This is a genomic window from Amycolatopsis thailandensis, from assembly GCF_042723255.1.
Taxonomy (GTDB): domain Bacteria; phylum Actinomycetota; class Actinomycetes; order Mycobacteriales; family Pseudonocardiaceae; genus Amycolatopsis; species Amycolatopsis thailandensis.
On the sequence record NZ_JBHXJK010000087.1, the window covers coordinates 25,072 to 37,813 of the forward strand.

At 66.4% G+C, this 12,742-nt stretch carries 14 protein-coding genes; 9 read left to right on the forward strand and 5 right to left on the reverse strand.

What is annotated here, in order from left to right; all coding sequences use genetic code 11:
* Window positions 1-14 precede the first annotated feature (14 nt).
* Window positions 15-1,223, forward strand: coding sequence for an MFS transporter (locus ACFWMR_RS28945; protein ID WP_378380660.1), 1,209 nt, complete (start codon window positions 15-17; stop codon window positions 1,221-1,223).
* Between the two features lie 461 nt (window positions 1,224-1,684).
* Here ACFWMR_RS28945 and ACFWMR_RS28950 read toward each other — a convergent pair whose 3' ends face one another.
* Window positions 1,685-1,981, reverse strand: coding sequence for a hypothetical protein (locus ACFWMR_RS28950; protein WP_378380661.1), 297 nt, complete (start codon window positions 1,979-1,981; stop codon window positions 1,685-1,687).
* Window positions 1,982-2,735: 754 nt separating this feature from the next.
* Here ACFWMR_RS28950 and ACFWMR_RS28955 point away from each other — a divergent pair.
* The 4 genes from ACFWMR_RS28955 (at window position 2,736) to ACFWMR_RS28970 (ending at window position 5,945) form a co-directional block, all read left to right on the forward strand.
* A complete protein-coding gene (locus ACFWMR_RS28955) occupies window positions 2,736-2,945 on the forward strand; it encodes a DUF397 domain-containing protein (RefSeq protein ID WP_093935580.1) in 210 nt (69 codons plus the stop codon).
* Window positions 2,946-3,084: 139 nt separating this feature from the next.
* Window positions 3,085-3,933 (forward strand): Scr1 family TA system antitoxin-like transcriptional regulator, encoded by an 849-nt coding sequence (locus tag ACFWMR_RS28960; protein ID WP_378380662.1) that lies wholly within the window; start codon window positions 3,085-3,087, stop codon window positions 3,931-3,933.
* 5 nt (window positions 3,934-3,938) lie between these two features.
* A complete protein-coding gene (locus ACFWMR_RS28965; protein ID WP_378380663.1) occupies window positions 3,939-4,931 on the forward strand; it encodes an SAM-dependent methyltransferase in 993 nt (330 codons plus the stop codon).
* 336 nt (window positions 4,932-5,267) lie between these two features.
* Window positions 5,268-5,945 carry an SGNH/GDSL hydrolase family protein gene (locus tag ACFWMR_RS28970; RefSeq protein WP_378380664.1) on the forward strand — a complete coding sequence of 226 codons (678 nt, stop codon included), beginning with the start codon at window positions 5,268-5,270 and terminating at the stop codon, window positions 5,943-5,945.
* On the opposite strand, the gene ACFWMR_RS28975 is transcribed toward ACFWMR_RS28970, so the two are convergent.
* The 3 genes from ACFWMR_RS28975 to ACFWMR_RS28985 form a co-directional block, all read right to left on the reverse strand.
* Window positions 5,925-6,779, reverse strand: a complete 855-nt coding sequence (locus ACFWMR_RS28975; RefSeq protein ID WP_378380665.1) for an alpha/beta hydrolase — start codon at window positions 6,777-6,779, stop codon at window positions 5,925-5,927. The genes ACFWMR_RS28970 and ACFWMR_RS28975 overlap by 21 nt on opposite strands.
* A 149-nt stretch (window positions 6,780-6,928) precedes the next feature.
* On the reverse strand, window positions 6,929-7,462 hold the full coding sequence (locus ACFWMR_RS28980) for a fasciclin domain-containing protein (protein WP_378380666.1): 534 nt from the start codon (window positions 7,460-7,462) through the stop codon (window positions 6,929-6,931).
* Window positions 7,463-7,547: 85 nt separating this feature from the next.
* A complete protein-coding gene (locus ACFWMR_RS28985; RefSeq protein WP_005154945.1) occupies window positions 7,548-8,210 on the reverse strand; it encodes a fasciclin domain-containing protein in 663 nt (220 codons plus the stop codon).
* A gap of 263 nt (window positions 8,211-8,473) precedes the next feature.
* Between ACFWMR_RS28985 and ACFWMR_RS28990 the strand changes: the two genes are divergently transcribed.
* The 4 genes from ACFWMR_RS28990 (at window position 8,474) to ACFWMR_RS29005 (ending at window position 12,491) form a co-directional block, all read left to right on the forward strand.
* Window positions 8,474-10,231 (forward strand): cytochrome c biogenesis protein DipZ, encoded by a 1,758-nt coding sequence (locus ACFWMR_RS28990; RefSeq protein WP_378380668.1) that lies wholly within the window; start codon window positions 8,474-8,476, stop codon window positions 10,229-10,231.
* 20 nt (window positions 10,232-10,251) lie between these two features.
* Window positions 10,252-10,572 (forward strand): thioredoxin, encoded by a 321-nt coding sequence (trxA, locus tag ACFWMR_RS28995; protein WP_378380669.1) that lies wholly within the window; start codon window positions 10,252-10,254, stop codon window positions 10,570-10,572.
* Window positions 10,573-10,707: 135 nt separating this feature from the next.
* On the forward strand, window positions 10,708-11,340 hold the full coding sequence (locus ACFWMR_RS29000; protein ID WP_378380670.1) for a hypothetical protein: 633 nt from the start codon (window positions 10,708-10,710) through the stop codon (window positions 11,338-11,340).
* On the forward strand, window positions 11,337-12,491 hold the full coding sequence (locus ACFWMR_RS29005; protein ID WP_378380671.1) for a PrsW family intramembrane metalloprotease: 1,155 nt from the start codon (window positions 11,337-11,339) through the stop codon (window positions 12,489-12,491). The genes ACFWMR_RS29000 and ACFWMR_RS29005 overlap by 4 nt, the downstream gene beginning before the upstream one ends.
* A 65-nt stretch (window positions 12,492-12,556) precedes the next feature.
* On the opposite strand, the gene ACFWMR_RS29010 is transcribed toward ACFWMR_RS29005, so the two are convergent.
* The coding region (locus ACFWMR_RS29010; protein ID WP_378380672.1) for a helix-turn-helix domain-containing protein at window positions 12,557-12,742 on the reverse strand (186 nt) is incomplete at its 5' end.

Below are 12,742 nucleotides of genomic sequence, written 5' to 3' on the forward strand. Positions count from 1 at the left end.
CCGCTCATAGAAGGATGAGACATCGGCCGTTGTTCCCGGCCGCGCTCGACGGTTGCCTGGAACACATGGCGCTCAGGGAAACCAGACAGAAGAAGAACGGCTGGCCGGCGGTGAGCTCGCTCGCCGCGGCGACCTTCACCGTGGTCACGTCGGAAATGCTGCCAGTGGGTTTGCTGACCCCGATCAGCCGCGACCTGCGGGTCACCGAAGGCACGGCGGGGCTGACGCTCACGGTCACCGGCCTGGTCGCGGCCGTCTCCGCTCCCCTGCTCATCCCGGCGCTCGGGAAGTTCGACCGGCGGGCCGTGCTGTGCGGGCTGATGGCACTGCTGACGGCCGGGAACCTGCTGGCGGCGTGGTCGCCCGGGTTCGGCGTCATGCTGGTCGCGCGGGTGCTGGTCGGCATCGGCATGGGCGGAGTGTGGGCGATCGCGGCGAGCCTGGCCGCACGGCTTGTCCCGTCGAAGTCGATCGGGTCCGCGACCTCGTTGATCTTCAGCGGAATCGCCGTGGCGTCCGTCCTGGGCGTACCGGCGGGTACCTACCTCGGGGATCTGCTCGGCTGGCGGGCCGCTTTCGCCGGCGCCGGCGGCCTCTCACTGGTGGTACTGGCCGCGCTGGCGCTGTCACTGCCGTCGTTGCCGACGGAACAGGACGTCCGCCTGGGCACGATGCTGCGGCTGGCGGGCGTGCCGCGGGTGCGCCTCGGACTGATCGTGGTGGCGCTGATCGTCATCGGGCATTTCGCCGCGTACACCTATGTCCGGCCGGTGCTGGAAGAGGTGGCCGGAGTGAGCGCGGGACAGATCGGAACACTCCTCCTGGTCTACGGGCTCTTCGGGATCGCGGGCAATTTCGCCTCCGGCGCCGGAGCGGCACGATCACCACGAGTGACCCTGCTGGCCCTCGGCGCGACTTTGTCGGCGACGATGGCACTGGTTCCGCTCCTGGGACTGACCACCCTCGCCGCGGCAGCGTTGCTGGTGGTCTGGGGCCTGGCCTACGGCGGTGTCTCGGTGGCCTCGCAATCATGGATGCTGCTGGCCGCGCCGGAGGCCAGGGAAGCGACGTCGGCGCTGTTCGCCGGAGTTTTCAACGCGGCGATCGCGCTCGGCGCGATGGTCGGCGGGCTCGCCGCGGACGCCGCCGGGACCTCGGCGGTGATGTGGCTCGGCGCGGTGTTCGCGGCCGGGGCGGTGCTGGTTCTCGCTACGACCGGCTGACGTTCAGTAGTCGTTCGCGGCCGTAAGGAAAGTCGGCTCGGATGCCGCCCCTCGACAAAGCTTGGGTGCGCCAGCGGTCGAAGCTCACGCCGGCTTCACGGACGAACAGCCGCGTCAACGTACGTCGGCTCACGCGTGCGCCTCGAGGGTCAGCGGGATCGGCGAACAAAGCGTCGGCCACGGCTCTTGACTATGACCTTCAAAGACCTAGGGGCAGGAAGTGTCGTCTCCGCGCTAGCGGGGTCGTTCAGTCCACTTCGGAATTTCACGGGCTCTTCCGGGATTTGTCCCCGCGCATGCATGCCGGGATAGTGCGCCAGCAGCCGGAGCGCAACGCCAGACGACCTACCGCTAGCCCTCACGTACCCGCAAACACCGGCGCACGGAGGTCCTGCTGTCTTCCGACCACAGGACCTCCGCCGGCGGGTAGCAGGTCAGGCCTGACCGCCAGGAGCACACACCTACTTCCTGGCGCGTTTGCCCGGTGGAGTGGTGCGGCCGCCCCGGGTCATGCGGTCACGAAGTCTGCGGCGTTCGACCAGGCTGAGCGCGATGAGCGCCAGCTGGCCACCGATCCCCAGCGTGGCAGCTATCGCGGCGGTGCCGGTCAGCACGACGGCGATCAGCAACGCCAGCCGAAGGGTGGGAGGCCAGGACTGCAACAGGCGTTCGAGCCGCCCGAACCACGTCGGGTCGACAAGTTCATGGCGCCCGCCTCGGTCATTGCGGCGCTTCGTTGCCGCTCCCGGAGGTGTCACCGTCCGCGAGTCCGGCCTCTCTTCCGTTGCCGGGTCATCTGTTTGCTCGCCCGTCGGCCGTAGTCCGGTCGGCGATCCATGGATGACGAGGGTGATGCGGGGCGCCTTGTGGGGCGACTTGCGCGGCGCTTCGTCTGGATTAGTCGGCGATGCTCCATCTATAGTGGGCACGCTGTAACTCCTCTTCTCTAGGGGCGAGTTCAGCAGAGTCGGCTCCCTGTCGCGAGCAGGGAGCCGCACCTATTCGATCTCTGTTTTCACGGAAGCTTCCCCGGTTCGGTTAGTACGGAGGATTCCGACTCGTTAGCCAGTCTGCCGGGGACTGGTTGCTCCGATAGACCGAGAGAGCCGCTTGCGCTGAACGGTGGCCGCGCAACGCCGAACGGTCGCGGTCGACAGGTTCGGCAAATACGCCGACGTAAAACGTGATTATCCGCATTACTGAATTACCTGAATGCCGATGGGTTCACCCTTTAAGGCGCGTCGTTACGTTCAGTTGCGACGCGCGGTGGTTCCGGGAGCGCAATGCTGCTCTGTTCAGCTGGCAACACCTACCACTCTCGGCCGAGTCGCCGATTAGTCGCACGCTACCGATTGCAGCCGATGACAGCGTCCTGGCGTGCGACTCCGCAAGACCCACAGACTCCCTACCTGCGAGTATGCCGCTTGCCGTGATCTACTGGACAGGCGCGCAGGAATAGTCGGGAAATATGACTAATCGCAACGCTCAGGCTCGGGGGAGGCTGATTCGGACATGACTGACATCAATCAGGAGCACAGGGACGACAACGACGGGCGGGCACGTTGGGTGCGCTCCAGCTATTCAACGCCGCACCATAACTGCGTGGAGCTGCTAATCCTCCGTTCCGGAGTCCGGGTGCGGGATTCGAAGGATCCTCGCGGTGAAACTCTGGAGTTCGGCAGCGAGGCCTGGACGGCCTTGCTGGCTCGCATCATGCGCTAAGCTCTCGTCACGTACAGTCGCACGCGCCCCGGTCACGCATTTCATACGACCCGATCGATGGAAGAGGTCGGCGGAAATGCATCTTTCAGTGGCCTTCGAGGGGCGGGTGTTCCTTCATGAGGCGAGATGGGGAGAAGGAGTGTCACGGGAGGCCGTCAATGCCCGCATAGAGCTCGGTACGAGCCTGAAGAAGGCTCGTGAGGCGATCGGGTGGTCTCAGAGTCGCGCCGCATCGGCTCTGGATTGCACACAGCCGAAGATCAACAAGATCGAGAATGAGCTCGTGGCGATCCGTCCTCAAGACTTGACCCGGTTGCTGCGCTTCTACGAGGTATCCGACGCTGAGGCCGATCGCATCCGGATACTGGCCGCGCAAGCGAAGGGCGGCCCGGTGGCGGGTGTCCTCGCGAGCCGCGACTACCTGACCCTGCTCGAGACAGAGCGCGAGGCCGCGGAGATTCTCGGCTGCTACAGCGAACGACTTCCCAACTTGTTCCAGTGTGAGCCGTACATCATGAAGCAGTACGAAGTCGAGGGAGCCCTCTATGACATCACGTCGGTGCTCGAGGCACGCAGGGAACGGGAGGCACTGTTCCAGAGCGACAGGCCGCCACGGTATCGGGCGCTGTTCAGCCCGTCGTCGTTCGATCGGCTTCCCGGCGGCCGCAAGGCAGGGCTTTACCGCGAGCAGATCCAGCATCTGCGACGGATGATGGACGACTACGCTGAGCACCTCTTCGTGCACTTGGTGCCCTTCGAGGCGAACCTGCCTTACCTGCCCCACGACCTGACGGTCCTCAAGCTCGGCGGACAGGGCAAGGACATGGTCTATCACGAGTACGGCGGCGGCCCCGCCCGGATCTATCGCGGACGTCAGCAGGTCGAGTACCACATCGGAGAGTGGAACAAGGTGTTCCGACAGGCGCTCAGCGTCGACGACAGCAGAACCGCTCTCCTTGAGATGCACGACTCGGCTTCGCGCTGGTGAGGACCGTGCCCGTAACGACTGCCCAACAGCAAGCCGCCCTCGACGAGCGCGATCCCACTTATTCGCTAATATCGGAGAATATTCCGGAAGGCGACGACGGGGAGGCTCGGCCGGTGTCCGAGAGAAAGTCTGATCCGGTTCCACCAGAAGGTGTCGACTTGAATCGCCCGAGCGTTGCTCGGGTCTACGACTATTACTTGGGCGGTACCGCCAACTGGGCGGTAGACCGTGACTTCGGCGATCGCGTGCTGTCAAAGTTCCCACTGTTGAGGAATATCGCCCTGGCCAACCGGCAATTACTGAACCGAGTGGTCCGACATTTGACCAAACGAGGCGTGCGGCAGTTCCTCGACATCGGTGCCGGCGTCCCCACCGCGGGCAACACGCACCAAGTGGCCGACGAGGCGCAGCGCGAAGCTGGTGCGACACCGGATGTGCGCGTCGTTTACGTCGACAACGACCCGGTGGCCGTCGCTCACGCCAACATGCTACTGAATCAGGAAGGTGACGCGTCCCGGCAGACCGTTGTCGCCGGCGACCTTCGCAATCCGGACGAGTTGTGGCGGCAAGCGATCGATACCCAGCTGCTTGACCCGAATGAGCCGGTCGCCTTGTTGCTCATCGCGGTCCTCCACGTTCATCAACCGGACAGGTACGGCAACGATATCGGTCCCGAATCCGTCGCTCGATTCCGAGAATTGTTACCACGAGGCTCTTACCTTGCGATATCGCATGTGACAGACGAGGGCGTTCCAGAGGCGTCGTCCAAGAACCTGGCCGAACTTAAACGAATGTACGACGAATCCAGCAGCAGCAACGTCATCTTGCGGACACGTGAACAGATATCGACGCTACTCGACGATTTCGAGGTCATCGACCCAGGCTGGGTCTGGACGCCGGACTGGCATCCGGAGGAGACCGGTCCGACCGCTCGACCGGTGTCGTTTGATTCGTCGAACGAAGCGGTGGTCTGGGCCGGCGTCGGACAGAAGCCATAAAGCTGACGGAGAACCGCTGTCGACCGCGTCCGATACCTGGGCGAGCACCGCTGGCCCGCGCCCCTTCCGCACCTGGCCGTTTGAGCCAGTCGATGGCGACAGCGATGAGTGCGGCGCTGAAGAAGCTGACGACGCTGTGGTCGACAACCGGTGTCGTCAGTTCGTCGCGAGTGAGATCTCGGTCGACTTCACCAGCGCCACCACCGGAGTACCCGATGACAGGTCGGCCGACCGCCTTGTGGATCCATCCTCTCCGGTCGCTCGCGGAAAGCGGAGCCCATCCGCGGCCTGTCGTGCACCGAAGAAAAAGGTAAAGGACCCCGAAGGGAGATCGAGGTGGCGGACCGAACTTGGTCGGGCCGGGTGCTCGACCTGGCCTCGGTCGTGCTGCCCGGCGTCCGTCGTGTCCGCGCTCAGAAGATCCCGTTCGCACACGCGTGGTCGGAAGCGAATCAGAAGGCCCTCGCCTCCGGTAAGCCGTTGTGGGTCGCTCTCGGTGACTCGATGACGCAGGGCATCGGAGCCCGGACCGTCAGCGGCGGCTGGGTACCACGCCTCGAGGCCCGGCTCGCAGACCGCTTCGCGGTGGTGAACCTGTCGATGTCCGGCGCCCGGGTCGCCGACGTCGTGGACGACCAGCTCCCCCGCATGCTCACGTTGCCTCCGGCTCTGGTGACGGTCCTGGTCGGTGCCAACGACATGCTGACCCCCGCCCGCCGCCGAGGTGTCGAGAAACGGTTCACCGATCTGCTCGACCGGCTCCCTGCCGGACGTTCGGTGGTCGCCACGCTCCCGCACGGCAACGCCGCGGCGAACGCGGTCAACGCCCTCCTCGACGCCTCGGCGGCGAGCAGCCGGATTCACGTCGCCGACATGCGTGGCCCCGCCTTGGGCCCCTTGCGTGGCAGCCTCGCCGACGACTGGTTCCACCCGAACGACGTCGGCTACACCCGGATCGCGGACATCTTCGAAGGCCCGGTGCGCGCGGCGGCGTCATTCCGAAGCGGCGCCTGACACCGCCCGGCGGATCTCTTCCGCCACCCAGGCCATGGTCGTCCGGGCCCGGATCGGGTCATCGGTGAGAAAGTAGTGGTCCGCCCCGGGCGTCCGGTCGTATACGACGTCCACCTGGGCTTCACGCAATCGGGCCGTGTACCGGTCACCGTCGCCGCGCAAGGCGTCGTGCTCGCCGGTGAGAACGATCGCGCGCGGCAAACCGGTCAGCTCAGGAGCCAGCAGAGGCGAGGCGTACGGGTGCCCCCGGGTCGACGGGTCCGGGAAATACACCCGGCGGACCAGGTCACGCAGGCCCGGGGAGATCATCCCGCCCGCGGCCGGGTCCGGGTCGCTCGCGAGATCCAGCGCGGGCACGCCGAGCACCTGGAGCGCAGGCCGCCAAGAACCTTCGTCCCGGGCCTGCAGGCAGACAGCCGCCGCCAGCCCACCGCCGGACGAGAACCCGCCCACCGCGACCCGTGCTCCGGTAGCCACCCGGGACGCGGCGTCGAAACACTGGTGCTGCGCCACCGGGAACGCGACGTAGGGACCACACCGGAAGTCGACGTTGTACACCGTCACCCCGGCTGTTGCCGCCACATAGCGGCACCACCAGTCGTCCATGGCCGGATACCGCATCAGCCAGGCTCCGCCATGAAAGTGCACGTACACACCGCATGGATTCGGCGGCCGGTACACGTACACGCGGACTCGGCCATGCCGGGTCGGGACACGAACGACCTCCGGCGGCGGCAGATCGTTCCCGGCGAACCGCAACGTTTCGCCGTACCGCACGGTCCAGCGTGCCGACGCGTGCATGACCATCGCCGTGAGCCTGTCCCCGAACCTCATGCGGAGGATTCGGATCCGGACGGTCCCCGGACGGGTGCCGGCCGCCGCCGTCGCCATGGAGTGAACCAGCGACGGCGGCGCCCGGCGGAACGCTGCCGAATCAGCGTTCCCCCGCGCCAGGGCCACCTGCTCCCGGACGCAAGACAAGTTCAGGTGGACTTCGGTTTCAACACTTTGTCGATCACGAAGACGGTCGCATTCCTCTCGGGAACGTTGCCGCACAGGATTCTCGCGCCGTCGATCGTCATGTTCTCGCCGAAACCGTCGATCTTCACCGGGCCACCGGTGCTGTCGAGGCTCGGCACGGAACCGGCGACCGCGAGCCCTTTGGCGTCGTACCGCTTGCCGATGACGTGGCGGCGCAGGATCGGCTCCGGATCGGTGTCGCCGAGCGCCTCGTCAGCGGGAGCGAAGACCGTGACCGCGGTGTCGAGCAGCTCCGCCGACTCGGCCGCGGTGAGAAATCGGGACGGCTTCGAGGAACACGCCGGGCCGAAGATGTCCGCCTTCGTGGTCGAGCCGTCCGGGGATCCGGTGAGCCCTGCCGCTCCCGCGGGAACGGATCCCGGAGGCAACGCGACCCTGCCCGGTGGACCCGCGACTTCAGAGGCGCTGCCGCAAGCCGTGAGTGCTGCCATCGTGGCAACGAGAAACCCGGCTCCTAGAGCCCGGACCTTGGTCACAGCCAGGCTCCAGTGGTCCAGTCGTGGAGGGTGCCTCTCTCCGGCGAGAAAGGCACCCTCTATGACGTCCGATGTGGACAGTGGCTTACGCGGCCGGGGGCATCAGGACCGAGTCGATGAGGTACACGGTCGCGTTCGCGGTGTGCACACCACCGCAGATCACGTTGGCGTCGTTGACTTTCAGCGCGTCCTTGGTGCCGGTGACCTTGACGACGCCCTTCTCGACTGAGGTCTGGTCGCCGACGATCTTGTCGGGCGCGATCTGGCCGGGGACGACGTGGTAGGTCAGGATCTTCTTGAGGAGCGCGTCGTCGGTCTTGAGCTTCTCGATGGTGGCGGCGTCGATCTTCGCGAACGCGTCGTCGACCGGCGCGAAGACGGTGAACTCGCTGCCGTTGAGCGTCGAGACCAGGTCCACCTTGGGGTTCAGCTTCCCGGAGACCGCGGAAACAAGCGTCTTGAGCAGCGGGTTGTTGCTCGCCGCGACGGCGACCGGGTCGGCCGACATACCCGCGACGGAACCCGGTCCGCTGGGCACCTTCTCCGCATAGCCGGCACAACCCGGGCCGACGAGATCCTTGGCCGGGTCGGCCATCGCGCTGGAGGAAGGCTGCTGCATGGCGGAGGACGACGGTGCCGGGGTGCTGCCCGCGTTGTTCGATCCGCTGTCACTGCCGCACGCCGCGCCCATGAGCGCGAAGGCGGCGAGACCGGTGGCCAGGGTGACGCGGCGAGTACTGCGCTTCATGACTGGTAACTCCTAATGACTGAGGGAATCGGCCCACAGGGCTTGAAGCGCCTCGGCGCTTTCCCGAGGCGGCGAACATCCTGGTTTCGAGGCTTTCACCGGCCCGGATGGGCCGATCGGAGCATCGAGACCGTTCCGTTACCTTCCGAACACGATCGTGGACTCTTCGTCATCACTCGAAGCACGAGGGTGGCAATCCGCCGGCGCCCGGGGCACGAATCTCTCCTGTCACCCAAACCCACTGGACCCGCTCGGGAGCGACCGTGCTCACACTTGCCTTGATCGGCCTCATCGGGGGATTGGTCACGGGCATTTCTCCGTGCATCCTCCCGGTGTTGCCGGTCATTTTTCTTTCCGGCGGCGTGCAAAGCGCCAAGCCGTCCGTCCACAAGGAACAGAACGGCGGGGGTGTCACGACAGCGGACGCCCCTGTCGAGACGAAGGTCCCGCGCTCGCGTCCCTACCTGATCATCCTGGGTCTCGTGGTCAGTTTCACCCTGGTGACCTTGTTCGGCTCGCTGCTCTTGTCGATTCTCGGGCTGCCGCAGGATGTTCTGCGCTGGGCGGGCCTGATCGTGCTGGCACTGATCGGGATCGGGCTCATCGTCCCGAAGTTCGAGCACCTGCTGGAGAAGCCGTTCAGCTGGATCCCGCAACGACGCCCCGACGCCAACCGCGGCGGCTTCGCACTCGGCCTCGGCCTCGGCGCGGTCTACGTACCGTGCGCGGGCCCGGTGCTCGCCGCGATCACGGTCGCCGGATCGACCGGGAAGATCGGCCTCGACACCGTCGTGCTCACCTCGACCTTCGCCATCGGCGCCGCGCTCCCGCTGCTGATCTTCGCCCTCGCCGGGCGCCGGGTCGCCGAACGGGTGAAGGCCTTCCGCAAACGTCAGCGCGGTATCCGGATCATCGCGGGCATCGTGATGATCGCGCTCGCCATCGGGTTGGTGTTCAACCTGCCGCAACTGCTCCAGCGGGCCATCCCCGACTACACCAGCGGATTGCAGAACGACATCAACAACTCCGAGCAGGTCAAGAAGGCACTGAACCTCGGTGGACTGGAGAACGACCAGAACAAGGACCTCGACCTCTGCACCGACGGCGCCAAGGACCTCGAAAGCTGCGGAAAAGCCCCCGACATCAAAGACATCCAACAGTGGTTCAACACACCCGGCAACGCACCGATCGACCTGGCACAACTGCGCGGCAAGGTGGTCCTGCTCGACTTCTGGGCCTACTCCTGCATCAACTGCCAGCGCTCCATCCCGCACGTCACCGCCTGGGACAAGGCCTACCGCGACGCCGGCCTCCAGGTCATCGGCGTCCACTCCCCCGAATACGCCTTCGAAAAAGAACCCGGCAACGTCAAAGCCGCCGCCGACAAGTTCGGCATCGGCTACCCGGTCGCCCTCGACAACAACCTGTCGACCTGGACCAATTACCGCAACCGGTTCTGGCCCGCGCACTACCTGATCGACGCCGACGGCACCGTGCGGCACATCAAATTCGGCGAAGGCGACTACGCCACCACTGAGAAACTCATCCGCGAGCTGCTCACCAAGGCCAACCCCGGCGTCCGGCTCCCCGCCGCCACCGGCACCGCCGACGACACCCCGGACACTTCCGCCATCACCCGCGAGACCTACCTCGGCTCCACCAAACGCGTCAACTTCGCCGGAACCGAGGACTACACCGCGGGCGCGAAGACCTTCGCCTACCCCGCCACCCAGCCGCCGGACACCTTCGTCCTCAACGGCGATTGGACCCTCACCAGCCAGAACATCACCCCCACCGGCGCCGAGGGGAAGATCCTGCTCAACTACCGCGCCAAAGAAGTCCGCATGGTCCTGGCAGGCAAGGGAACCGTCACCTACACCGCCAAGGGCCAGACCAAGACCATCCAGGTCGACGGCACCCCGAACTCGTATCAGCTTCTGTCCACACAGGACATCGAAGCCGGGGCGCTCGACGTCACCGTCGGTTCCGGCGTCCAGGCGTTCTCCTTCACCTTCGGCTGAGCACAAGAGAAAGCAGAACCATGAGCGTCGAATCCATCACCACGGACACGTTTCCCGCCGAGGTCTTGAACCAGGAGAAGCCCGTACTGGTCGACTTCTGGGCACCCTGGTGCGGCCCCTGCAAAGCCCTTGCCCCGGTGCTCGCCGAGCTCGCCGACGAACACGGCGACAAGCTCACCGTCGTCAAGATCGACATCGACGACAACCCGGAGATCGCGGGCGACTACGGCATCCTGTCGATCCCGACCATGATCCTGTTCGTCGACGGCAAACCCGTCACCACCCTCAACGGCGCCGCCACGAAGACGAAGATCCTCGACAAACTCGCGTCCTGGCTCTAGCCGGAGACAGAGCGTGGCACGGCGGGTTCAAGCTCGCCGGCAGCCGGCCAGGCTCCGGGGCGTCACAAAGTGCGAATCGAACAGGAACGCTCTTATAGTTCGTGGCGACCGGATCAGGGCGTGAGAGAGGTGCACGTGACGGGTGATGCGCAGGAGATACCGCAAGGCTGGGTGCCGGTCGAGCACCGTTTCCTTGGGCTCGACCGGCGGACCTTCACCCCAGCGCTGGTAGCGCTCACCGCGGCGTTGGTGCTGATCTACGGGCTGCCCGCGCTGAACTCCGCGATTCCATGGCACAACGAGGTCAAAGCGGGTGACGTTCTCGACCTTGGCGCCGGTGCGACGGCGGTCCCGCCGGTCGGCTGGCAACTGGAAAGCGGCACCCTCACCGGCACCGCCGCTTCGGCGAGCCCGACTGCACTGCAGATCACCCTGGCCACCGGCGGCGCGACCATCGACCTGCGCGGCGCCTCCTACACCGGGTCGGCAGACGCGTTCCTCGACCAGGTAGACCGGTCCGAAGGCGACGCGCCGGGCCTCGACGGAGCGCGCGGCACCATCACGACCGCCGCCGGGCTGACCGGGGTCGTCCAGGCAAGCACCGGCCCGGCCGGCGACGTGCTGGACGTCGCCTTCAAGGTCGGGCAGCCCGCCGATACCGCCCCCGCGCTGCTGGTCCGGGTACGCACCGCGCCAGACCAGTTCGAGCGCTATCGCGACGAAGTGACGGCGTTCCTGCGCGGCATCACCCCGGGCGCGGCCCGATGAGCGGCAAGGCGGCCCAGCTGGCCGCGATCAAGGAGTCGGGCTGGGGCGTGCCGTTCCGGTTCTTCCAGCCGCACAACCTGGCTTTCTGGGTGTACCTGCTCGGCATCGGCGGCGGCGCGCTGGCGATCGCGCGATACTTCGGCGCCGGCGGTTTCTACACCCCGGACCTGACCGGCGGCGTGCTGCTGTTCGCGTTGTACCTCGTGCCGTGGTTGCTGGTGCTGCGCCACCAGAACCGCTACACCGCCCAGCCGGGCGGACTCCTCGCGACGGGCTTCGTCTGGGGCGGCGTCGCCGCGACGTTCTGGATCGCGCTCCCTGCCAACACCGCACTGCTGGAGATCTGGGCAAAGGTCGGCGGCACCGCCTTCGCCGACAGCTGGGCCGCCGGGCTCAGCGCCCCGATCAACGAAGAGCTGGGCAAGGCGCTCGGGCTCGTCCTGCTGATCGGGCTCGCCCCACGGCTGGTCCGCAGCGCTTATGACGGTTTCATCATCGGCGCGTACATCGGCCTGGGCTTCCAGGTGTTCGAGGACGTGCTCTACGTCTACAACGGCGCCGCCCAGAACTTCGGCGCGAACCAGCTCGGCACGTCGTTGCAGATCTTCCTCGTCCGCGGCGCGTCCGGGATCGTGTCGCACGCGCTGTTCAGCGCCATCTTCTGCACCGGGCTGATGTGGGTGCTGGGCCGTACCCGTGGGGAGCGCCGGGTGGTGCCCGGTGTGCTGACCATGGCCATGGCCATGGTGTTCCACTTCGCCTGGGACGACATGACCGGCCTCGGCGGCGGCGGTCCGCTGACCGTGGTGCTGCCGTTCGTGATCGCGGCCGTCGAGCTCGTCGCGCTGTTCGCGGTCCTGCGCCGCGCCGCCCGCCGGGAGCGGAACTGGATGCGCGACCTGCTCAGCCCGGAAGCCGAGGCCGGAGTGGTCGGGCCCGCGCTGCTCGACGCGGTCAGCGGACTGCGCAAGGACCGCAAGAACTTCCGTAAAAGCGGGCACAACCGGCGTCGCGCCCGGCACCAGATCGAAGCGGCCGAAGACCTCGCACGCGAGATCGCCCACGCCGAAGGCCGGGAAACCAGCCGGGTCGCGCACGCCCGGGCCGAAGTTCTGCGACTCGACCGAAACGGACCGGATCGGTCGTCCTGAAGACCGTCGCCGCCGCCGCCGGAAGGTGTCCCGGATTTCGTTCCCGGGACACCGCTGTCCTTTCTCTATTCTCCGCCGAGAATTCCACTGAGCAGAGCGGTTGTCGTGCGGCGGTCCTGGGCGCCGAGCTTGGCCCGGATTCGCGCCATGTGGTGTTCCACGGTCTTCCCGGAAATATGCAGTAGCTCGCCGATTTCGCGATAGGTATGGCCGTCGACGACGAGGCGGCCGATGTCGCTTTCCCGCGGGGT

Bases quoted from the DNA above. Each gene is read 5' to 3' on its own strand.
- ACFWMR_RS28945 (WP_378380660.1), top strand. From the start codon at position 15: ATGAGACATCGGCCGTTGTTCCCGGCCGCGCTCGACGGTTGCCTGGAA.
- ACFWMR_RS28955 (WP_093935580.1), top strand. From the start codon at position 2,736: ATGACTGACATCAATCAGGAGCACAGGGACGACAACGACGGGCGGGCA.
- ACFWMR_RS28975 (WP_378380665.1), bottom strand. From the start codon at position 6,779: ATGAGGTTCGGGGACAGGCTCACGGCGATGGTCATGCACGCGTCGGCA.
- ACFWMR_RS28985 (WP_005154945.1), bottom strand. From the start codon at position 8,210: ATGAAGCGCAGTACTCGCCGCGTCACCCTGGCCACCGGTCTCGCCGCC.
- trxA (WP_378380669.1), top strand. From the start codon at position 10,252: ATGAGCGTCGAATCCATCACCACGGACACGTTTCCCGCCGAGGTCTTG.
- ACFWMR_RS29005 (WP_378380671.1), top strand. From the start codon at position 11,337: ATGAGCGGCAAGGCGGCCCAGCTGGCCGCGATCAAGGAGTCGGGCTGG.